This window comes from Variovorax sp. LARHSF232, from assembly GCF_052871435.1.
The window spans coordinates 333,532-353,026 of the sequence record NZ_JBIXJS010000002.1; the positions used below are offsets into that span (position 1 = coordinate 333,532).

The 19,495-nt window shown below is 67.9% G+C and carries 20 protein-coding genes; 6 read left to right on the forward strand and 14 right to left on the reverse strand.

Going from position 1 to position 19,495, the window contains the following annotated elements:
• The first annotated feature begins 12 nt into the window (after positions 1 to 12).
• Both tkt and gap read left to right on the forward strand, forming a co-directional pair.
• The gene (gene tkt, locus ACIPRI_RS06995) at positions 13 to 2,064 is read left to right on the forward strand and encodes a transketolase (protein ID WP_446620693.1); all 2,052 of its coding nucleotides are present in this window, start codon (positions 13 to 15) and stop codon (positions 2,062 to 2,064) included.
• Between the two features lie 42 nt (positions 2,065 to 2,106).
• On the forward strand, positions 2,107 to 3,108 hold the full coding sequence (gap, locus tag ACIPRI_RS07000) for a type I glyceraldehyde-3-phosphate dehydrogenase (protein WP_446620694.1): 1,002 nt from the start codon (positions 2,107 to 2,109) through the stop codon (positions 3,106 to 3,108).
• Between the two features lie 81 nt (positions 3,109 to 3,189).
• Here gap and ACIPRI_RS07005 read toward each other — a convergent pair whose 3' ends face one another.
• The 10 genes from ACIPRI_RS07005 to ACIPRI_RS07050 all read right to left on the reverse strand — a co-directional run bounded on the left by ACIPRI_RS07005 (position 3,190) and on the right by ACIPRI_RS07050 (position 11,459).
• The gene (locus ACIPRI_RS07005) at positions 3,190 to 3,411 is read right to left on the reverse strand and encodes a SlyX family protein (RefSeq protein ID WP_446620695.1); all 222 of its coding nucleotides are present in this window, start codon (positions 3,409 to 3,411) and stop codon (positions 3,190 to 3,192) included.
• 33 nt (positions 3,412 to 3,444) lie between these two features.
• Positions 3,445 to 4,062, reverse strand: a complete 618-nt coding sequence (locus ACIPRI_RS07010) for a LysE family translocator (protein ID WP_446620696.1) — start codon at positions 4,060 to 4,062, stop codon at positions 3,445 to 3,447.
• A 62-nt stretch (positions 4,063 to 4,124) separates the two neighbouring features.
• Positions 4,125 to 4,934: an AraC family ligand binding domain-containing protein gene (locus ACIPRI_RS07015; protein ID WP_446620697.1), complete on the reverse strand. Its 810-nt coding sequence runs from the start codon at positions 4,932 to 4,934 to the stop codon at positions 4,125 to 4,127.
• Positions 4,935 to 4,954: 20 nt separating this feature from the next.
• Positions 4,955 to 5,263 carry a putative quinol monooxygenase gene (locus ACIPRI_RS07020; protein WP_446620698.1) on the reverse strand — a complete coding sequence of 103 codons (309 nt, stop codon included), beginning with the start codon at positions 5,261 to 5,263 and terminating at the stop codon, positions 4,955 to 4,957.
• A gap of 51 nt (positions 5,264 to 5,314) precedes the next feature.
• Entirely contained in the window at positions 5,315 to 6,688 is a 1,374-nt protein-coding gene (locus ACIPRI_RS07025; RefSeq protein ID WP_446620699.1) for an amidase family protein, read from the reverse strand.
• Between the two features lie 8 nt (positions 6,689 to 6,696).
• Positions 6,697 to 7,653 (reverse strand): AraC family transcriptional regulator, encoded by a 957-nt coding sequence (locus ACIPRI_RS07030; RefSeq protein WP_446620700.1) that lies wholly within the window; start codon positions 7,651 to 7,653, stop codon positions 6,697 to 6,699.
• 198 nt (positions 7,654 to 7,851) lie between these two features.
• Positions 7,852 to 8,919, reverse strand: coding sequence for a pirin family protein (locus tag ACIPRI_RS07035; protein WP_446620701.1), 1,068 nt, complete (start codon positions 8,917 to 8,919; stop codon positions 7,852 to 7,854).
• 143 nt (positions 8,920 to 9,062) lie between these two features.
• Complete coding sequence (locus ACIPRI_RS07040) at positions 9,063 to 9,539, reverse strand: FKBP-type peptidyl-prolyl cis-trans isomerase (protein WP_446620702.1); 477 nt, start codon at positions 9,537 to 9,539, stop codon at positions 9,063 to 9,065.
• 40 nt (positions 9,540 to 9,579) lie between these two features.
• Positions 9,580 to 10,485: a c-type cytochrome gene (locus ACIPRI_RS07045; RefSeq protein ID WP_446620703.1), complete on the reverse strand. Its 906-nt coding sequence runs from the start codon at positions 10,483 to 10,485 to the stop codon at positions 9,580 to 9,582.
• A complete protein-coding gene (locus ACIPRI_RS07050) occupies positions 10,482 to 11,459 on the reverse strand; it encodes a VOC family protein (protein ID WP_446620704.1) in 978 nt (325 codons plus the stop codon). The genes ACIPRI_RS07045 and ACIPRI_RS07050 overlap by 4 nt, the downstream gene beginning before the upstream one ends.
• A gap of 121 nt (positions 11,460 to 11,580) precedes the next feature.
• Between ACIPRI_RS07050 and ACIPRI_RS07055 the strand changes: the two genes are divergently transcribed.
• Positions 11,581 to 12,207, forward strand: a complete 627-nt coding sequence (locus ACIPRI_RS07055) for a TetR/AcrR family transcriptional regulator (protein WP_446620705.1) — start codon at positions 11,581 to 11,583, stop codon at positions 12,205 to 12,207.
• A gap of 5 nt (positions 12,208 to 12,212) precedes the next feature.
• Complete coding sequence (locus ACIPRI_RS07060) at positions 12,213 to 12,791, forward strand: DNA-3-methyladenine glycosylase (protein ID WP_446620706.1); 579 nt, start codon at positions 12,213 to 12,215, stop codon at positions 12,789 to 12,791.
• On the opposite strand, the gene ACIPRI_RS07065 is transcribed toward ACIPRI_RS07060, so the two are convergent.
• From ACIPRI_RS07065 to infA, 3 genes are read right to left on the reverse strand one after another with little or no spacing between them, the layout of a single operon-like run.
• Positions 12,758 to 13,969, reverse strand: coding sequence for an MFS transporter (locus ACIPRI_RS07065; protein ID WP_446621068.1), 1,212 nt, complete (start codon positions 13,967 to 13,969; stop codon positions 12,758 to 12,760). The genes ACIPRI_RS07060 and ACIPRI_RS07065 overlap by 34 nt on opposite strands.
• Positions 13,970 to 14,013: 44 nt before the next feature.
• Positions 14,014 to 15,426, reverse strand: a complete 1,413-nt coding sequence (gene dbpA, locus ACIPRI_RS07070) for an ATP-dependent RNA helicase DbpA (protein WP_446620707.1) — start codon at positions 15,424 to 15,426, stop codon at positions 14,014 to 14,016.
• A 21-nt stretch (positions 15,427 to 15,447) separates the two neighbouring features.
• A complete protein-coding gene (infA, locus tag ACIPRI_RS07075) occupies positions 15,448 to 15,717 on the reverse strand; it encodes a translation initiation factor IF-1 (protein ID WP_446620708.1) in 270 nt (89 codons plus the stop codon).
• 417 nt (positions 15,718 to 16,134) lie between these two features.
• Here infA and ACIPRI_RS07080 point away from each other — a divergent pair, with 417 nt between their 5' ends.
• Positions 16,135 to 17,241 carry a S1C family serine protease gene (locus ACIPRI_RS07080; protein ID WP_446620709.1) on the forward strand — a complete coding sequence of 369 codons (1,107 nt, stop codon included), beginning with the start codon at positions 16,135 to 16,137 and terminating at the stop codon, positions 17,239 to 17,241.
• Between the two features lie 36 nt (positions 17,242 to 17,277).
• Here ACIPRI_RS07080 and ACIPRI_RS07085 read toward each other — a convergent pair whose 3' ends face one another.
• The gene (locus ACIPRI_RS07085) at positions 17,278 to 18,333 is read right to left on the reverse strand and encodes a sugar phosphate isomerase/epimerase family protein (protein WP_446620710.1); all 1,056 of its coding nucleotides are present in this window, start codon (positions 18,331 to 18,333) and stop codon (positions 17,278 to 17,280) included.
• A 167-nt stretch (positions 18,334 to 18,500) separates the two neighbouring features.
• Here ACIPRI_RS07085 and ACIPRI_RS07090 point away from each other — a divergent pair, with 167 nt between their 5' ends.
• Positions 18,501 to 19,385 carry a gamma-glutamyl-gamma-aminobutyrate hydrolase family protein gene (locus tag ACIPRI_RS07090; RefSeq protein ID WP_446620711.1) on the forward strand — a complete coding sequence of 295 codons (885 nt, stop codon included), beginning with the start codon at positions 18,501 to 18,503 and terminating at the stop codon, positions 19,383 to 19,385.
• Positions 19,386 to 19,495 lie beyond the last annotated feature (110 nt).

Here is a 19,495-nt window from a genome sequence, read left to right on the forward strand (position 1 = left end):
AAAGCCACAAAAATGGCCAACCAAGCCTTGATGGCCAACGCGATCCGCGCGCTGGCGATGGACGCCGTTCAACTCGCCAACTCGGGCCATCCTGGCGCACCGATGGGCATGGCCGACATGGCCGTTGCACTGTGGGGCGAGCATCTGCGCCACAACCCGACGAACCCGCAGTGGTTCGACCGCGACCGCTTCGTGCTGTCCAACGGGCACGCCTCGATGCTCATTTATTCGGTGCTGCATCTCACCGGCTACCAGCTTCCCATCGAAGAGCTGAAGCACTTCCGCCAGCTGCACAGCAAGACCGCCGGCCATCCCGAGACCGGCATCACCCCCGGCGTGGAGACCACCACCGGCCCGCTGGGCCAGGGCGTCACCAATGCCGTGGGCTTCGCGCTGGCCGAGAAGCTGCTGGCTGCCGAGTTCAACCGCGACGGCCACAGCATCGTCGACCACCACACCTATGTGTTCCTGGGCGACGGCTGCCTGATGGAAGGCATCAGCCACGAAGCCTGCGCCCTGGCCGGCGCCTGGAAGCTCGGCAAGCTGATCGCGCTTTACGATGACAACGGCATTTCCATCGACGGCCCGGTCAAGCCCTGGTTCATCGACAACACGGCCGAGCGTTTCAAGGCCTATGGCTGGAACGTGATCGGTCCGGTCGACGGCCACGACGCGCCCGAAGTGAGCAAGGCGATCGAAGAAGCCAAGAAGCAGAACGACAAGCCCACCCTCGTCATCTGCAAGACGCAGATCGGCAAGGGCAGCCCGAACCGCGCCAACACCGCCAAGGCGCATGGCGAGCCGCTGGGCGCCGACGAGATCGGCCTGACCCGCAGCGCGCTCAACTGGTCGCACGCACCCTTCGAACTGCCGACCGCGGTGTACGAAGAGTGGGACGCGAAAAAAGCCGGCGCGCGATTCGAAGCCGCCTGGAACGGCAAGTTCACCGACTACGCCAAGGCCTACCCCGACCTGGCGGCCGAGTTCACGCGCCGCATGAAGGGCGAGCTGCCGAAGAACTTCCACCAGACCGCCTTCGACACGGTGGTCGCCGCCCACACCAAGGGCGAGACCGTGGCCAGCCGCAAGGCCTCGCAGCTGGCGCTGGAAGCCTTCACCGCCGCGCTGCCCGAACTGTTGGGCGGCAGCGCCGACCTCACCGGCTCCAACCTCACCAACACCAAGAGCACGCCGGCCTTGCGCTTCGGCAGCCTGGGCGAGGTGCTGCGCGGCGAAGGCAACGAGCAGAACCCGGACGGCCTCCTGGGCCGCCACATCAACTACGGCGTGCGCGAGTTCGGCATGGCCGCCATCATGAACGGCGTGGCCCTGCATGGCGGCTACATCCCCTACGGCGGCACCTTCCTGACCTTCAGCGACTACAGCCGCAACGCGATCCGCATGGCGGCGCTGATGAAGCAGCGTGTGGTGCACGTGTTCACGCACGACTCCATCGGCCTGGGCGAAGATGGCCCAACGCACCAGTCGATCGAGCACGCGGCTTCGCTGCGCCTGATTCCGAACCTGGACGTCTGGCGTCCCGGCGACACCGCCGAGACGGCGGTGGCCTGGGCCGTTGCGCTGCAAAACGCCGACAAGCCGACGGCCCTGCTGCTGTCGCGCCAGAACCTGCCCTATGCACCCAAGGGCGACCTCTCCGACATCAGCAAAGGCGCCTACGTGCTGTCCGAGCCCGAGCGCGTCGGCCTCAAGTCCAAAAAGACGGCAGCCGTCATCATCGCCACCGGCTCCGAAGTGCAGCTGGCGCTGAAGGCGCAGGAGCTGCTCGCGGCCAGGAAGATCGCGGTGCGCGTGGTCTCCATGCCCTCCACCACTACCTTCGACCGCCAGGACGTGGCCTACAAGAAGAGCGTGCTGCCCAAGGGCATCAAGCGCATCGCGGTCGAGATGGGCGCCACCGACGGCTGGTGGAAGTATGGTGTTTCGGCCGTGGTCGGCATCGACTCGTATGGTGAATCGGCCCCCGCGGGCGTGCTCTTCAAGCATTTCGGTTTCACGGCTGAAAACGTCGCGGCAACCGTCGAGGCGGCCCTCAAGCGCTGAACCTCATTCCTCGATTTCTCAACTTTTCCAAGGAGCAAACAGATGGCTATCAAGATCGGTATCAACGGCTTCGGCCGCATCGGACGCATGGTGTTCCGCGCCGCGGTGCAGAACTTCAAGAGCGACATCGAAGTGGTCGCCATCAACGACCTGCTCGAGCCTGACTACCTGGCCTACATGCTCCAGTACGACTCGGTGCACGGCCGCTTCAAGGGCGAAGTGAGCGTCGAGGGCAACAACCTGATCGTCAACGGCAAGTCGATCCGCCTGACCGCGGTGAAGGACCCGGCCGAGCTGAAGTGGGGCGAGGTCGGCGCCGACGTGGTGATCGAATCCACGGGCCTGTTCCTGACCAAGGAAACGGCGCAAAAGCATATCGATGCCGGCGCCAAGAAGGTGATCCTGTCGGCCCCGTCCAAGGACGACACCCCGATGTTCGTCTATGGCGTGAACGACAAGACCTACAAGGGCGAGGCCATCATCAGCAACGCCAGCTGCACCACCAACTGCCTGGCCCCGCTGGCCAAGGTGCTGAACGACAAGTGGGGCATCAAAAGGGGCTTGATGACCACCGTGCACGCGGCCACCGCCACGCAAAAGACCGTCGACGGCCCGAGCAACAAGGACTGGCGCGGCGGCCGCGGCATCCTGGAAAACATCATTCCTTCCAGCACCGGCGCGGCCAAGGCGGTGGGCGTGGTGATCCCCGAGCTGAACAAGAAGCTCACCGGCATGAGCTTCCGCGTGCCGACCTCCGACGTGTCGGTGGTCGACCTGACGGTGGAGCTGGTGAAGGAAGCCAGCTACAAGGACATCTGTGCCGAGTTCAAGGCGCAAAGCGAAGGCGCCTTGAAGGGCGTGCTGGGCTACACGGAAGACAAGGTGGTGGCCACCGACTTCCGCGGCGACCCGCGCACCTCGATCTTCGACGCCGAAGCCGGCATCGCGCTGGACAGCACCTTCGTCAAGCTGGTGAGCTGGTATGACAACGAGTGGGGCTACTCGAACAAGTGCCTGGAAATGGTGCGCGTGGTCGCCAAGTAATCGGCACACGCCATCGAGAAGAGGAAAACGCGCCCGCGGGCGCGTTTTTTTATGGGCGCGGCGCGAGAGCCGTCCTCGGGCTCAGTAGTGCGGCGGCAGTTCGTCGCGCAGGTTGCGCGGCGTGCCGGCACCTGCGTCCGGACTCTGCTCGCGCAACTGGCGGATCTGGCGCAGCAGGCTGTCGATCTGTTGCTGTTGCTGGTAGACCAGCAGGTTCAGTTGATCGAGCAGGTCTTCGGTGTAGCTCGCCTTGATTTCCAGCTCGCGCAGGCGGTGTGCGACGCGGTCTTGCGTTTCGTCCATTGGCCTATTGGACCGCAAATGAGACCGGCTTGGTCAGCGTTGCACCAGAGCCAGCTTGACGCCGAGCCCGACGAAGGCCGCTGCGAAACCCCGGCGCATCCAGCGCAGAACACCGGCGCGCGAAAGGATGTGCTCGCGAACGCTGGCCGCAAACACCCCGTAGATGGCGAACACGATGAAGGTCATCGCCATGAAGACGAAGGACAGTTGCAGCATCAGCAGCGTGGGGTGAACTTCGTCACGGCCGACGAATTGCGGCAGGAAGGCCAGAAAGAAGATCGAGAGCTTGGGGTTGAGCAGATTCACCAGGATGGCGTTCCAGATCACTTCCCGGTCGGAGCGAACGGCAGCACCCGCCTCGGCTTCGATCTTCAACGGGCCATGCGCCTGCAGTGTCGCCCATGCCATGTAGATGAGATAGGCCACGCCGGCATATTTCACCGCCTCGAAGGCGATGGCGCTGGCATGCATGAGCGCTGCCAGGCCGGTGATCGCTGCGAGCATGTGCGGCAGGATGCCAAGCGTGCAGCCCAGGGCCGCGACGATCGAGGCACGTGCGCCGCGCGACACGCCGGCCGCCACGGTGACGAGCGCGCCGGTTCCGGGAGACGCGACGACGATCAGCGAAGTGATGAGAAATTCGATGTTCATGGCGGCATCCTCGCGCCGCGCGCATCCCACCGTCTTGAACGAAATTGCAGCGGCAGACGCGCTCAGGCAAGCGCCCGGGCATAGCTGCCCGGCGCCATGCCGAAGCTGCGCACGAACAGCCGCGTCATGTGGCTCTGATCGCAAAAGCCGCTGGCAGCCGCCGCGTCGGCCAGGCGCGCGCCGCCGGCAATCAGTCGCCGCGCGCGATGAATGCGCCGCTGCATGAGGTAGGCATGCGGCGTCAGCCCGGTCTCGCGGGCAAAGCCGCGCAGGAACTGATAGCGGCTGAGCCCCGCTTCCTTTGCCAGCGCGTCGAGTGTCAGCGGCGCGGCCGGATCGTCATCGATCCAGGCGCGCGCCGATGCGATCCCGCCCGGAACCTGGCGCGCCGGCGCACGCCCGGGCTGCAGCAAGGCGTCCAGCAACAGCAGCAGGGCTTGGTCCGCCTGCAGGGCGCCGGCGTCCGCATCGCCGCCGGTCATGGCCCGGAACAGTTCGCGAAAGAGGCGCGCCAGCCGCCCGTCGACGACGGCGGGATGAATGAACTCGCCGGCTGAAGAAGCCGCTCGCCCTTCTGCGCCGATGTCCGCCGCGCATTCGCCGACGATCGCCGGGTCCAGGTAGAGCATGCGCCAAGCGCGCCCGCCGTCGCCGATGGGCGCGCCGTCATGCACCTCGCCGGGATTGACGGTGATGATGTCGCCGGCGCCTGCCTCGACCATGCCGCGGCCGCTGGTCGACTTCTGCGCGCCGCGTTCGATCAGGCCGATGCCGAACTGCTCATGGGTGTGGCGGCCGAAGGCGAGGGCCGTGTCCGCTTCCACGGCCTCCACGCCGGCGCGTTGGCAGCGCGGCAGGCGAAAGCCACTCATGCGGATGGAAGGCCTTGCGTTCAGGCCGGCTCGAGCACGTGGATCACGCGGCTCGCGGTCAGGTCTCGCGTCTTGGTGCCATAGGCCACCATGTGCGGCGCCACCGCATGGGCCTGCAGGTCGGCCAGCGTTTCCCATTTTTCCACCACCACGAAGGTGTCGTCGCCGAACGTTCCCTTGGACGGCGGCATGCCCTGCGCATCGATGGTGGCGGTGTATTCGATGCAGCCTTTTTCCGCCAGCACGGCGGGCCGGTTGGCGCGGTAGGCCTCGAGGACCTGGGCGCGCAGGCCGGGCTTGGCGGTGATGACGGCGACGACGTGGATCATGGAAGGGACTCTCTGGTTGGGAGTCCGTGACTCTAAGGCAAGCGGCCGCGCTCAGTCCGTCGCCAACAGGCGCGCCAGCGCGATGGTGGTCCGGTCTTCCAGGAAGGGGCCGATGATCTGCACCCCCAGCGGGAGGCCGTCGGCCTCCTTCGCGATCGGCGCAACCGTGGCCGGCAAGCCGGCAAGCGACGCCATGGTGGCCCACGCGCCTTGCGCGCCGTAGGGCGTGGGCTGCTCGTCGATCATCAGCCTGCGGGCTTCCCAGTCGGGGTTGTCTTCATGCGCGAAGGCGGCGCAGCCGAAGGGCGGGCACAGCAGCGCATCGAAGCGCTCGAAAAAGGCGCGCCACTGCACGCGGAATGCCTCGCGCTTGCCCATCAGGCGGATCCAGTCGTGGGCACTGAGGCGGGTGCTGCCGCCGGGCTGGAAGGCGCCCAGCATGGTCGTGACCAGGGTGACGTAGCCCGCACCGATGTCCTTCAGGTCGGGCAGCAGTTCGCTGCTGCGGGCTACCGTGGCGCCCTCGCGCGCCAGCCGCTCGGCCATGCCCTCCATCGCCGCGCGCATCGACGCGCTGGCGGCCGCAGCGGGATGTTCGGCCAGCACCAGTACCCGGAAGTCGCGCAAGCGCGCATGGCGCGGTGCCGGCATGACCAGATGCCAGGCCCTGGACTGCGGCAGGTCCGGGCCGCCGATGGCGGCCAGCACCAGGTCGAGATCGTCAGCGCTGCGCGCCAGCGGCCCGACGACGGCCGGGAAGTCGCCGGGCTCCATCTGCGTGGCCGGAAAGTCGTGTCCGCGCGTCGGCAGCACGCCGATGCTGGGCTTGTGGCCGTACACGCCGCAGAAGTGGGCCGGCACGCGGATCGAGCCGTACATGTCCGAGCCCATCTCCAGCGCCACCATGCCGGCCGCCAGCGCCGCGGCGCCGCCGCCGGAGGAGCCGCCGGCCGAGCGCGCCAGGTCGAGCGGATTCGCGGTTCGGCCATACACCGGGTTGCTGCTTTGCCAATCGGCCAGACCGGCCGCCACGTTGCTCTTGCCCAGGATCACGGCGCCCGCGGCCTTGAGGCGCGCCACCGCCACCGCATCCTGCGCCGGCATGAAGTTCTTGAAAGGCGGCAGGCCCCAGCTGGTTGGCAGGCCGGCGACGTTGAAGGATTCCTTCACCGTCATCGGCACGCCCAGCAATGGCGGCCGCTCGCCGCGAGCGCGGGTGGCGTCGGCGGCGCGGGCCTGTGCGTGGGCGCGCTCGAAATCGCGCACGACCACGGCGTTGATGGGTCCGTCCAGCGCCTCGATGCGGGCGATGGCGGCATCGCAGAGTTCGAGCGCGCTGATGTGGCCGGCGGCCACTGCCTGGGCGCAAGGGCCGGCGCCGGCGGCGATCAATGAATCGGGGTGGGTGAAGTCAGAGGCTGTCATGGCGGGAGCTACTCCAGGGGCAGGTAGAGATCGGTGCGCAGCAACTCGGGCGGTGTGTCGCGCGGGTCGTTCAGATAGAGGTCGAAACCGGGCACGTCGCGCAAGCGGTAGCCGGTGGCCGGCAGCCAATGGCGGTAGATCGCCTTCCACATCGTGTGCAGGCCCGTGTAGGGACCGATGTGGGTGAACACCGCGTAGCGCCCGGCCGGCCAGTGCAGCCATTTCAGGCTGCCGTGCAGGGCGATGGCGGGTTGGGAAGGCGTGCCGCGCCATTCGGGCAGCGACAGGCCGAACAGCACGCCGGCAAAGATGCGGCAGTCGGGGTCTTCCGGCCCCTGCGGCTCTTCGGGCATGCAGGCCATGCTGTGACTCACCTGGGCCGCCAGGCCGGCGGCATGCAGGGCAGGCCAGAGTTCGCCAAAGGCCTGGGCGGCTGCCTGGCCCATGGTGCCGCCGCGCATGCCGCGGCCGGCGGCGCACAAGGCGGCAAAGGCGGGCGCCTCGCTCCATTGGGGTTGCAGCGGGGGCGGGCTGTCGTCAGGCCCTGGGGCGTCGTCGGGAATTCCCCGGCGCTTGAAGAACGCATCCCAGTCGGGGCTGAAGCCGGCTCGCACCGCCGTGGGCGTGGTGTCCAGCTCGCGCCGCATGGCCTTGGCCAGCGCCTGGGCAGAGCTAAAGCCCACGGCCTGCGCCACCTCCAGCACCGGCTCGCGCTGCTGCAAGCCGAGCAACTCGCAGGCGCGCCGCAACCGTCGCCAGCTCAGGTAGCCGCTCACCGTCAGGCCGAAGTAGGCGTGGAAGATCCGGTGGAAGTGGTGGCGCGACATGGCGGCCCGTTGGGCCAGCATCTGGGCGTCCAGCGGCGCGTCGAGGTTGGCGTCCACGTGCGCTGCGGCCCGCGCCAGCAGCTCGAGGTAGCGCACCGGGCGCTGCGTTGCCGAATCGGGATGGGGTCGCGCAGTCATGGCGCGATTGTCGGCAAGCGACGGCCGCTGGGCGTGTCCAACCGTGCTGGCTAGCAAGCCAGCGCGAAAGCGAAAGAGAGGACAGCCGGCGGCATCGGGGTACCGCCTCTTGGAGGCGGCTGCCGGGAGGCAACCCCTACCAGCGCCAGCCGACTGTCTTGATACGAAGCATAGGCGCGTTGGATGAAGCGCGAATGACTATTGCGATGGAAGAGGCCGTTCTTCGCGCCCGTCCGGATGGCGGGCAAAGCGCGCCGCGTCGCGTCCATGCACCGGTGCGTCGTCGGGCCAGGGCCAGCCGCCGAACTGGGTGCGCCGGTAGTCCGCCATCGCCTGGGCAATCTCGGCCTGCGTGTTCATGACGAAGGGGCCGTACTGCGCCACCGGCTCGCCGATCGGGCGCCCCTGCAGCAGCAGGAACTCGGCCGGCTCATCATCCCCATTGACCAGCGCCACGATGGCGTCGGCCGCCAGCTCGATGGCCGCGTGCGCGTCGATGCGGCGTCCGGCGACCTGCACCCGGCCGCCCTTGAAGAAATACAGCATGCGGCGCGTGCCGGAACCGCCGGCGGCAGGCAGCGTCCAGTGCGCGCCGGGCGCCATGCGCAGCGTCCAGATGGCAAGATCCGAGTCGGGCCGTGCCGCCCATGAGGCAGGCGGCGGCGCCAGCGGCTGCAGCTCACCGCCACCGGGGCCGGCGGCAGCATCCAGCGCCAGCTGGCCGGCAATGCAGGCGACCTCGGTCTCGCGCCCGTCGGAGTCCAGAGCGCGCAGGCGCGGGATGTCTTCGGCCCAGAGCATGGTGAAGTGCGGCGCCGCCATCTTGTTGGCGGCCGGCAGGTTGAGCCAGATCTGGAACAGCTCCAGCGGATTGGGCGCGTCCTGGTCGACGAGCGGGAACATCTCCGAATGCACGATGCCGGCGCCGGCCGTGAGCCACTGCACGTCCCCGCCGCCGAAGCGCGCCGCCGCGCCGAGCGAATCCGAATGGTCGATCAGGCCCTGGCGCGTGATGGTCACCGTCTCGAAGCCGCGGTGTGGATGCCCCGGAAAGCCCGGCACCGTGCTGCCGTGGTACATGCTCCAGCCTTGCTGGCGGCTGAAGTCCTGGCCGATGTCACGCCCGGCCAGCAGCGCGGCATCCGGCCCCATCTGCGCATTGCCGCGCGGATAGGCGTCATCGTGATGTACGCAGAAGAGGAAAGGGTCGATGGTGGGCCAGGGGAAGCCCAGGGGCTGGATCTTCAGGATGGGGTCTGCGGGCACGGCGCTGCTCCTTGCAAGGCGGGTGGATCGTCGATGCCAAGCAGATGGGGGCGCCTCGCGGCGAGCAAAAGGGGCCCGCCGTGCAACACACCGGCCCAGCGGTGGAACGACGTGCGGTGGCCCGCAGCCTGCTCAGGTCCTGGTCAGTGGTGATGCCCGTGCTCGCCATGCACGTGGCGATGCGCGATCTCTTCCGTGCTGGCGGCGCGCACGCCCGTCACCTTGATGGTGAAGCGCAGCGGGACGCCGGCCCAGGGGTGGTTGCCGTCCAGCATCACCTTGTCGCCCTTGATCTTCATCACGTGGAAGACGTGCGGCTGGCCGCTGTCCAGCGTGCCTTGCAGCTGGCCGCCCACTTTCACGCCCGGCGGGAATTCCGACTTGGGGATGGTGCGCACCAGGCTTTCGTCGCGCACGCCGAAGGCGTCTTCAGGTGCCAGCGCCACGGTGGTCTGGAAGCCGGTGCTCTGGCCTTCCAGCGCGGCCTCGATCTTGGGCAGCGTGTTGTCGTAGCCGCCGTGCAGATAGACCATCGGATCCTTGCTCTGCTCCATCAGCTTGCCGCTGGCGTCGGTCACCTTGTACTGCAGGGTGACGACAGTGTCTTTGAGGATTTGCATAAGGGCGCGATTGTCTCGCAGCAGGCGCGCCCTTGCGGGACTAGCCCTGCGGCAGCGGCGCCAGGCTCTTGAGGTAGAGATAGAGCGCGCGCACGTCGGTGTCGTTCATCTCGCTCAGCGAGCCGAAGGGCATCACCTGGATCGCCTGGCCGTCCGGGCGCTTGCCGCTCTTGAACATCTTGGCGAAGGCGTCGGCGTCCGGGTAGCGCGTCATGGCCGTGCCTTGGCCGGGCGTCAGGTTGGCCGCGGCCGGCCAGTCGGGCGGGCCGCCCGCAATTTTGCCGCCAGCCAGCTTGTCGCCGTGGCAGCCCAGGCACATGTTGGCCACGTAGGCGCCATGTTGCACGCTCACTCCGGCGGGCACCGGCTTTTCAGGCGCAAGCGCATGGTCGATCCGGCCGGCGGCATCCTGGATCAGGCCGAAGCCGTACATGGCGCGCACCGGCAGCGGCAGGTCGAGCACTGGGCCGCTGCCGCTGGCCGGCGCCAGTTGCCGGATGTAGGCGACCAGGGCGGCGAAGTCTTCGTCAGTCAGGCGGTTGTAGTCCTCGCTGGGCATGATCATCAGCGGGCGGCCTTGCGGATCGACGCCGTGGCGGATGGTGCGCACCCAGTCGACGGGCGTGTAGCCCTTCACCACGCTGCCCGGACCGGGGCTGATGTTTGGGCCGGCGACGCGCATGCCCTTGCCGTCGTCCAGGAACATGCGGCCGTTGCCTTGCGCGCCGTGGCATTCGACACAACCGCGCGAGGTGTACAGATAGCGCCCCCGTTCCACGGCCGCCGCGTCCTCGCCGTAGGCCACGGGCTGCACCTGGACGTCGACGCGGCGCTGCATCTTGCGCTTGGCCATCTGGTCGCCGGCAAAGATGGCCGCGGCGGCCAGCGCCACCAGCACGGCCAGTGCGATGGCGATGCGCTTGAACCAAAGCTGGGCGGGCCTCATGCGCGCTGCTCCGGGGCCGTTGCAGTGGCCTTGCGCGCAAAGAACCTGCGTGCGACCAGGTGCCGCGCCATGTTGAGCTGCAGGCGCAGCCGCGGCTTGTGGCCCCAGGCGCTGGTGACCTGCGTGGATTGCACCTGCCAGCCGCGCGGGTCGATTTCCTGGGTGCCGGCGCCGATCTCGAAGTCGAAGCCCGAGGGTGTCGCGCCATAGAACGAAAAGGTGCCGTCCGGGTCCGGGTGCTGCCCCAGGCCCAGGCTGAGCGGTACCTTGTGGCGTTGCGCCCGCTCGAAGGCGATGCCGATGTCGGCCAGCCGCTTGGCCTGCAGCATGAAGTGATGCAGGCGCTTGGGCAGCGGCAGGTCGAACAGGGCGATCGAATGGTGGCGCGCGTTGCAGTGCATGAAGACGCCACGCACGTTGATCGGCCCCACCCGGGTTGCCAGGCGCTCGGTGACGCCGAAGCCGAGCAGACCTGTGTAGAAAGCTTCCATCGCCGGCAGGTCGTTCGAGACCAGCACCGCGTGGCCGAGACCCAGTTCGCCGGTACGAAAGCCGTCGGGAAAAGCGGCCGATTCGAAGGGCTGCACCGCTTCGTCGGGATCGACGAACAACTCGACGCCGTTGCCGGCGGGGTCGCGGGTGTGCACCAGCCGGCGTACGCGGCGCGAATTGCACAGCGAGGCGTCGCCTTCGCTGACCGGATGGCCGCTTTCGGCGAGGCGCGCGGCCAGTGCGTCGAGCACTGCGTCGCTGGCGCACATCAGGCCAAGGGCGGACAAGTCGTCCGCGGGGCCTTCTTGCACGATCAGGCGCTGGGCCTGTTCGTCCAACTGCCAGCCCCGGCTGCCGTCCGGGTTGATGAGCGGCGCTGGCAAGCCAAGCGTGTCACGGCAGAAGGCGGCCCAGCGGGCCGGGCGGCGGGCCTCGAAGACCAGGTAACCGAGTCGAAGATCAGGCGTTGTCTGAAGGGGCATGGCCGAACTCATTAGAATTGATGAGATGATTCAAAATTGAACGATTCATTCAAAAATGAATGTTAATTCCAATGTACTCACTCCGTCAATGCAACCTTTGCCCATACCGCTTTCGGCGGGTTTGAGCACCCTCGCGCCGGGCCTGCCCAAGCGCGAGCGCACTCGGGCCCAACTGGTGGACGCGGCCATCAAGGTGTATGCCGCGCGCGGCGTGGCGGCCGCTACCGTGCAGGAGATCGCCGACGTCGCCGGCATGACCACCGGCACCGTCTACAACCACTTCAGGACCAAGGAGGAGGTGACGAGCGAAGTGGCGCTGCGCCTGGCGGCCACCCTGAGCGCGCGCATTGCCGAAAGCCAGGCCGGCGTGAAGGAAGGCGCCGAGCGCATGGCCATCGGCGGACGCCGCTATGTATGGTTGGCCGAGGTGGCGCCGCAATGGGCGCTGCTGATGCTGGATGTGGCAGCCGCTGCGCCCGAGTTGCTGGTGCACATCCGCCAGTACGTGCTGGCCGATCTGCGCCTGGGCGTGAAGCAGAAGGCCTTTCGCATCGCCAGCGAAGAAGTGGCGATGGATTTCATCAATGGCGCCGGCATGCAGGCCATGCGCAGCGTCGCCCTGGGTCTGGCCCCAGCCACGCATGGCGCTGACATGGCCGCCTGCGTTCTGCGCGCCTTGGGCGTGCCCTTTGCGCAAGCCGAGGAAATCGCGCACCGGCCCTTGCCGGACTTTCCGGCACTAGGCTAGCGTCGATGAACACGCTGGCCGACATCGACTTCAGCGCCGACGCGCAAGACGTCGCGCAGCGCTTGATTGGCCTCACCCTGCTGGTCGACGGCGTCGGCGGGCGCATCGTCGAGACCGAGGCCTATGACCGCGACGACCCGGCATCGCACGCCTTTCCGGGGCCGACGGTGCGCAACGCCGTCATGTTCGGCCCGCCGGGGCACGCTTATGTGTACCGCTCCTACGGCATCCACTGGTGCCTCAATTTCGTGTGCCGCGAGGAAGGTCACGGCGCCGGCGTGCTGATCCGGGCCATCGAGCCGACCGAGGGCATTGCGCGCATGCGCGAGCGGCGTGGCGTGGAGGACCTGCGCCTTCTGTGTTCCGGCCCCGGCAAGCTGGGGCAGGCACTGGGCATCGACCACAGCTTGAACGGCAAGCGGCTGGATGCCTCGCCGTTTCGCCTGCTGGCGAGCGCTAGCGAGCACCCGGTGGTGCTGGCCGTCGGGCCGCGCATCGGCATCTCGAAGGCGGTGGACAAGGCCTGGCGCTTTGGCGAGAAGGGCTCGCGCTATTGGAGCAAGCCTTTTCCGATCGCGTTCTGAACTGGCGGCTTGGGCAGCCAGGCAAAGCCGGCCGCACCCAGGGCCAGCAGGATGCCGATGGTCGCCAGCACGGCCATGAAGGGGTCGACCCCTTGGGCCGAGGCCAGCGAGGCCACCGCGCCGGTGAACCACTGCATGAAGGCCACGCCCAGGAACATCGCCATGGTGAACAGGGCCATGGCGCGGCCCGTCATCTCCGGCGGGTAGGCGCCGCGGGTGTCGGCGTACTGCAGCACGATGTAGCCGGACAGCAACCCGGTGATCAGCATCACCGCCACGTCCATCGTGGCACTGGGCGCGAAGGCCATCAGGAAGAAGCCGACCGCCACCGCCACGGTGCAGGCTGTAATGCGCCGGCGCCGGGTGGCCGGGCCGGGGTCGAGCCGGCCTGCCAGCGGCGGCCCGAACATCCCGACCACCGAGACCAGGAGCGCGATGTTGCCGCTTTGCACCAGCGAGAAGCCATGCCGCTCCACCAGCAGCGGCCCCAGCCACAGCCCGCGCAGCGAGATGAAGGAGGCGTAAGTCACCGAGGCCAAGAGCAGGATGCCCAGCGTGTGCGGCAGCCGGAACAGCGCGCCGTAGCTCAGCAGCGCCTGCCACATCGACAAGGGCTGATGTGCAGCGGCCATGCCGGGCCGCCCCGGCTCGCGCACCTTCCACGCCATCAGCAGCCAGGCCGCCACCGAGCACAGCGCCAGCGCGATGAAGCCGGCGCGCCAGGAACTGGCCTGTACCAGCCAGGCCAGCGGCGTGCCGGTCAGCAGCATGCCGACCGAGCCCAGGCCCAGCACCAGCCCCGACACCGGCGCAAAGCGCTCCGCCGGGAAATGCCGCGCGATGAACACCGTGCACACCAGGAAGGCCGGCGCGCAGCCGATGCCGATCAGCACCTGACCGGCCAGCAGCACGCCGAAGTCGTAGGAAAAGGCGGAAAGCAGCGCGCCCGCGATGGCGCAGGGAAAGGCAAAGAGCACGGTGCGGCGCAGCCCGTACACGTCGATGCCCATGCCCATGAAAAATTGCAGCGCGCCGAAGGCGAAGTGGAAGGCGCCGGCAAACAGGCCCAGCTGCTGGGCCGACAAGCCGAATTCGGTTTGCAGCGGCGGCGCCAGGATGGCCGCCATGGTGCGGAAGGACTGGCTCAGGGCAAAGGCGCTGCACAGCGCCGCCAGCATCACCCAGGCGGGTGTGATGCGCAGGGAGGAAGCGCTGGTGGCGCTCACGTCCCTTCGAGCAGGCGCACCTTCACGCTCCTGCCCTTGACCCGGCCGGCCGAGAGCCGGCGCAGCGCTTCCTGCGCGATGCGGCGGTCCACGGCGACGTAGGTCGAGAACTCGTTGATGTTGATCTTGCCGATCTGCTCCTTGGCAAAACCGGCCTCTCCGGTGAGCGCGCCCAACACGTCGCCGGCGCGAATCTTTTCCTTGCGGCCGCCGGCGATCTGCAACGTGGCCATGGGCGGCTGCAGCGGCTCGCCGCCGGCGGGCGTGAGCTCGGCCAGCGGATGCCATTCGGATTCGCGGCCCTGCAGCTGCTCGATCTTGCCGACGCTGCCCATCTCGTCCATGGCCGCCAGGCTGAGCGCCAGGCCTTGCGCCTCACCGCGGCCGGTGCGGCCGATGCGGTGGATGTGCACCTCGGGGTCGGGGCTGACGTCGACGTTGATCACCGCCGCCAGCTGCGCGATGTCCAGGCCGCGTGCCGCCACGTCGGTGGCCACCAGCACCGAGCAGCTGCGGTTGGCAAACTGCACCAGCACCTGGTCGCGCTCGACCTGCTCCAGTTCGCCGAACAGCGCCATCGCGCTGTAGCCCTGCGCCGTCAGCACCTGAACCAGGTTGCGGCACTGCTGCTTGGTGTTGCAAAAGGCCAGCGTGCTCTCGGGGCGGAAGTGGTCGAGCAGCAGCGACACGGCATGCAGCCGCTCGCTTTCCTTCACCTCGTACCAGCGCTGGCGGATCTTGCCTTCCTCATGCTGGGCCTGCACGGTGATTTGCAGCGGCTCCTTGAGGAACTGCCGCGCCAGGCTGGCAATGCCTTCGGGATAGGTGGCCGAGAACAGCAGGGTCTGGCGCTCTGCCGGGCACTGGCGCGCCACCTGCGCGATGTCTTCGGCGAAGCCCATGTCCAGCATGCGGTCGGCTTCGTCGAGCACCAGGGTATTGAGCGCCGACAACGCCAGGTTGCCGCGCTCCAGGTGATCGAGGATGCGGCCGGGCGTACCGACCACGATGTGAGCGCCGTGCTGCAGGCTGGCCGTCTGGCCGCGCAGCGCGACGCCACCGCACAGGGTGACGACCTTGATGTTTTCTTCGGCGCGGGCCAGGCGCCGAATTTCTGTCGTGACCTGGTCCGCCAGCTCACGCGTGGGGCACAGCACCAGCGACTGCACGGCGAAGCGGCGGATGTTGAGGTTGGCCAACAGGGCCAGGGCAAAGGCGGCGGTCTTGCCGCTGCCGGTCTTGGCCTGTGCGATCAGGTCCTTGCCGAGCAAGGCCGGGGGCAGGCTGGCCGCCTGGATCGGCGTCATGCGCGCATAGCCCAGGCTCGCCAGGTTGGCGAGCATCTGCGGGGCCAGCGCCAAGGTATCGAAACCGTCGGCTGGCGCGGCGGTGGTAGCGCTCACGCTCATCGAGCCGAAGCGGTCCGCTGCTTAGCGGCGCTGGCCGCCGGGCGTCGGCCCCGGGCCGGTGCCGGGACGGCGCTCCAGGTGACGGAAGGTGATCCGTCCCTTGGTCAGGTCGTAGGGCGACAACTCGAGCGACACCTTGTCGCCGGCCAGAATGCGGATGTGGTGCTTGCGCATCTTGCCGCCGCTGTAGGCGATCAACTGGTGACCGTTGTCGAGCGTCACGCGGTAGCGGGAGTCCGGCAGGACTTCCGTCACCGAGCCACTCATCTCAATCAGTTCTTCCTTTGGCATTCAGTACCTTTGCGTAGGGGCGCGCGCCTTTTGTGTGTGCGCGCGTATTTGGATTCAATCAAAAATTGGCCGTTCGTGCCGGCTGCCCGGGCAGTCTGGGCCGGGTGGCGGACAAGAAAGTGACAGGTGGCCGCAGCTCTTGGCGCGCTTGACGCTCTCAAAGCTCTTGGGTTTGGAAATGCTGCAAGGAAAAACCCTTCGCCAATGGCCGGACCTTGTCGAAAGCGAACCCTCCATCATAACCGATGTGGCACGACAGTTGCTGCAGCCAGCCCTTCGGCCTGCGCAAGTCGCGTCGGGAGTCAGATCTGCTCGTGTTCTGACGCTATTGAAAACATAGCATCCCCCCTGCGCCCGCGAGGCCGCCGGTGAAGGCGCACGATGGGGTTCCCGGCGTCGATGGCAAGGAGTTTCCCCATGCCGATCCTCCTCGAATCTGTGCTCGCCTCCCTGCCTCGCGCCTGGCGCAGCGCGATCTTGCTGCTGACGATGCTGCTGGGTCTGGGCGTTGCACTGTCACCCGCGGAGGCGGCCGCGCCCCAGCGTCATGACCCTGGCACCCCCAGCACCGACGTTCCCGCGGCCAATGACGCCCAGTTGGCGGCTCTGCGGCGCGCCCTGAATGCGGTGGTGGCCGTGCGCGTCAGCGCGACAGAGGGCGCACCGACGGCGCGCACCCTGGGCGAGGAGCGCCGCGGCAGCGGCGTCGTGATCGACGGCGACGGACTGATCCTGACCATCGGCTATCTGCTGCTGGAAGCCCAGACCATCGAGATCACCACCCATGACGAGCGCCGCATGCCGGCGCGCCAGGTGGCCTACGACCAGGCCACGGGCTTTGGCCTGGTGCAGCCGCTGGTGCCGCTGCGCCCGCGCATCGAGCCGGCGCCCCTGGGCAGCGTGGCGCCGCTGGAGGTGGGCGATGCGCTGATGGTGTCGATCTCGGGCGAAAGCGGCGCCGAGGTCGGCGTGGTGCGCATGGTCGACCGGCGCGCCTTCTCCGGCTACTGGGAATATCACATCGAGCAGGCGCTCTTCACCGTGCCGCCCGTGCCCAACCACAGCGGCGCGGCGCTGTTCAATCGCAAGGGCGAGCTACTGGGCATCGGCAGCCTGTTCGTCGCCGACGCGCCAAACATCGGCCGCGTCATTCCGGGCAACATGTTCGTGCCGGTGGACCTGCTCGCGCCAGTGCTGGCCGAGATGCGCACCACCGGCAGCACCCGCGCCAGCCGCCGGCCCTGGCTGGGCGTGTCCTCGCAGCTGGAGGGCGGGCGGGTGCGCATCGTGCGCGTGGAGCGCGGCGGCCCGGCCCAGTTGGCCGGCGTCAGCGTGGGCGACGAGGTGCTCGAGGTGGACGGCGCGCCGGTTGATTCGCTGGAAAGCTTCTACAAGAAGGTCTGGGCCCGGCCCGCGCCCACCGACGACGTCGAGCTCACGCTGCGCCAGGGCGAAGAGGTACGCAAGCTGCGCGTGCATGCCATCGACCGCATGCAGACCCTGCGCAAGCCGCAAGGCATCTGAGGAGGAAGCTCAGGCCCTGCATCCATGCCGTCGTGCTCAGCCGATGCCGAGGATCTTGCGATTGGCTGCGCTGTTGACGCCGCCGCCGGCGAAATCGTCGAAGGCGCGATCGGCCACGCGGATGATGTGGTCCGCGATGAAGAGGGCGCCTTCGCGCGCGCCGTCTTCCGGGTGCTTCAGGCAGCACTCCCATTCCAGCACCGCCCAGCCCGGGAAGTCGTAGGCCGCCAGCTTGGAAAAGATGGCGCCGAAGTCCACCTGCCCGTCGCCCAGCGAGCGGAAGCGCCCGGCCCGGTTGATCCATGACTGGAAGCCGCCATACACGCCCTGCTTGCCGGTCGGGTTGAACTCTGCGTCCTTCACGTGAAAGATCTTGATGCGCTCGTGGTAGTGGTCGATGTAGGCCAGGTAGTCGAGCTGCTGCAAGACGAAGTGGCTCGGGTCGTACAGCAGGCAGGCCCGCGGATGGTTGCCCACGCGCGCGAGGAACATCTCGTAGCTGACGCCATCGTGCAGGTCTTCGCCGGGATGGATCTCGTAGCAGACGTCCACGCCCACCTTGTCGAAGGCGTCGAGGATGGGCTTCCAGCGGCGGGCCAGTTCGTCGAAGGCCTCCTCGATCAGCCCGGCCGGCCGCGGCGGCCAGGAGTACAGGTAAGGCCAGGCCAGGGCGCCCGAAAAGGTGGCATGCGCCGTCAAGCCCAGGTTGGCCGAGGCCTGCGCCGCATCGTGCAGCTGCTGCACCGCCCACTGCTGGCGCGCCGCCGGGTTGCCGCGCACCTCGGGCGCCGCGAAGCCGTCGAAGCCGGCGTCGTAGGCCGGATGCACCGCCACCAACTGGCCCTGCAAGTGCGTCGAGAGCTCGGTGATCGACAGGCCATGTTGGGCCAAGGTGCCCTTCACTTCGTCGCAGTAGGTCTTGCTCTCTGCTGCCTTCTTCAGGTCGAACAGGCGTGCGTCCCAGCTGGGGATCTGCACCCCCCTGTAGCCCAGGCCAGCGGCCCAGGCGCCGATCGCGTCGAGCGAATTGAACGGCGCCTCGTCGCCGGCAAACTGGGCCAGGAAGATGGCCGGGCCCTGGATGGTTTTCATGGCATGTGTCTCCTGTGAACGTCGCCATCCTATTGTGTGCAGCATCGCTTCGGCGTCCAGTCCAACGCGAGGGTCACCCGGGAATCCGTCAGCAGCCGGCGGTCGGACGCGCCACAATAATTGCGTGTAGGACTTCAGGCGCCGTCCCTCGGGCGCGCCATTCAGGGATGTCACAAACCGTTGCCAGCCGCCTCAAGATCGGCCTGTCGGCCTGCTTCCAGCATGCCGATCCGAGCCGTTCCTTGTTCACCAACAAGACGCTCCAGTACGTCGAGCAGTCCATCGCGCATTGGCTCATGTCGGCGGGCGCGCTGGTGGTGATGGTGCCCTGCCCCACCGGCGAGACGGCACGCGGCGACACCAGCCTGTCGCACTACGCGGAGTGGCTGGACGGCGTGGTCATGCATGGCGGGGCCGACGTCTGGCCCGGCAGCTATGGCGAGATGCCGCTGCGCGCCGCTTGGGAGGGAGACCGCATCCGCGACCTCTACGACCTGGCCCTGGTGGAAGCCTTCGAGCAGGCCGGCAAGCCGATCTTCGGCGTCTGCCGCGGGCTGCAGCTGATCAACGTGGCTTTCGGCGGCACGCTCTACCAGGACATCGAGACCCAGCATCCCCACGCGCTGCAGCATCGCGATCCGGTGAGCTACGACCAGAACTTTCACGACATCGTGATGGTGGAAGGCACCCGCTTGTCGCAGCTCTATCCCGGCGTGGTGCATGCACGCGTCAACAGCATCCATCACCAGGGCATCAAGCATCTGGCGCCCGGTTTCGACATCGAGGCGTGGAGCTATCCGGACCGCGTGCCCGAAGCGATCCGGCGCCTGCCGGGCCAAGGGCGCGGCTACATCGCGGCGACGCAGTGGCACCCGGAGTTTCATCGCGAGGGTGCGCCGGTCAGCACCGTGGACGACCGCCCGATCCTGCATGACTTTCTCGATGCCTGTCAGGCCTCGCGCCTGCGTACCAGGCAGCCGAAATATGTGCCGCCGGGCAAGATCCGCGACCGCGCCGCCCGGATGTTGCGCCAGGCCTTGCTGCGCGGCTGAGCACGCTGCTGCACCCTGGCGTGTCGGCCCGGGCTACGGGTTTGCCTGAGGTGCCGTGCGCATCAGGATGCGTACGCTGGCCTGCCGTGCAAGCACGCACGAGAGGCAAA

Excerpts from the sequence above, each read along its gene's own strand:
- infA (WP_446620708.1), bottom strand. The coding sequence starts at position 15,717 with ATGCCAAAGGAAGAACTGATTGAGATGAGTGGCTCGGTGACGGAAGTC.
- ACIPRI_RS07005 (WP_446620695.1), bottom strand. The coding sequence starts at position 3,411 with ATGGACGAAACGCAAGACCGCGTCGCACACCGCCTGCGCGAGCTGGAA.
- ACIPRI_RS07090 (WP_446620711.1), top strand. The coding sequence starts at position 18,501 with ATGTCACAAACCGTTGCCAGCCGCCTCAAGATCGGCCTGTCGGCCTGC.
- ACIPRI_RS07020 (WP_446620698.1), bottom strand. The coding sequence starts at position 5,263 with ATGATCCACGTCGTCGCCGTCATCACCGCCAAGCCCGGCCTGCGCGCC.
- ACIPRI_RS07040 (WP_446620702.1), bottom strand. The coding sequence starts at position 9,539 with ATGCAAATCCTCAAAGACACTGTCGTCACCCTGCAGTACAAGGTGACC.
- ACIPRI_RS07085 (WP_446620710.1), bottom strand. The coding sequence starts at position 18,333 with ATGAAAACCATCCAGGGCCCGGCCATCTTCCTGGCCCAGTTTGCCGGC.
- ACIPRI_RS07010 (WP_446620696.1), bottom strand. The coding sequence starts at position 4,062 with ATGAACATCGAATTTCTCATCACTTCGCTGATCGTCGTCGCGTCTCCC.
- ACIPRI_RS07015 (WP_446620697.1), bottom strand. The coding sequence starts at position 4,934 with ATGAGTGGCTTTCGCCTGCCGCGCTGCCAACGCGCCGGCGTGGAGGCC.
- gap (WP_446620694.1), top strand. The coding sequence starts at position 2,107 with ATGGCTATCAAGATCGGTATCAACGGCTTCGGCCGCATCGGACGCATG.
- ACIPRI_RS07060 (WP_446620706.1), top strand. The coding sequence starts at position 12,213 with ATGAACACGCTGGCCGACATCGACTTCAGCGCCGACGCGCAAGACGTC.
- ACIPRI_RS07025 (WP_446620699.1), bottom strand. The coding sequence starts at position 6,688 with ATGACAGCCTCTGACTTCACCCACCCCGATTCATTGATCGCCGCCGGC.
- tkt (WP_446620693.1), top strand. The coding sequence starts at position 13 with ATGGCCAACCAAGCCTTGATGGCCAACGCGATCCGCGCGCTGGCGATG.
- ACIPRI_RS07030 (WP_446620700.1), bottom strand. The coding sequence starts at position 7,653 with ATGACTGCGCGACCCCATCCCGATTCGGCAACGCAGCGCCCGGTGCGC.
- ACIPRI_RS07045 (WP_446620703.1), bottom strand. The coding sequence starts at position 10,485 with ATGAGGCCCGCCCAGCTTTGGTTCAAGCGCATCGCCATCGCACTGGCC.
- ACIPRI_RS07050 (WP_446620704.1), bottom strand. The coding sequence starts at position 11,459 with ATGCCCCTTCAGACAACGCCTGATCTTCGACTCGGTTACCTGGTCTTC.
- ACIPRI_RS07065 (WP_446621068.1), bottom strand. The coding sequence starts at position 13,969 with ATGCTGGCGGCGCTGTGCAGCGCCTTTGCCCTGAGCCAGTCCTTCCGC.
- dbpA (WP_446620707.1), bottom strand. The coding sequence starts at position 15,426 with ATGAGCGTGAGCGCTACCACCGCCGCGCCAGCCGACGGTTTCGATACC.
- ACIPRI_RS07080 (WP_446620709.1), top strand. The coding sequence starts at position 16,135 with ATGCCGATCCTCCTCGAATCTGTGCTCGCCTCCCTGCCTCGCGCCTGG.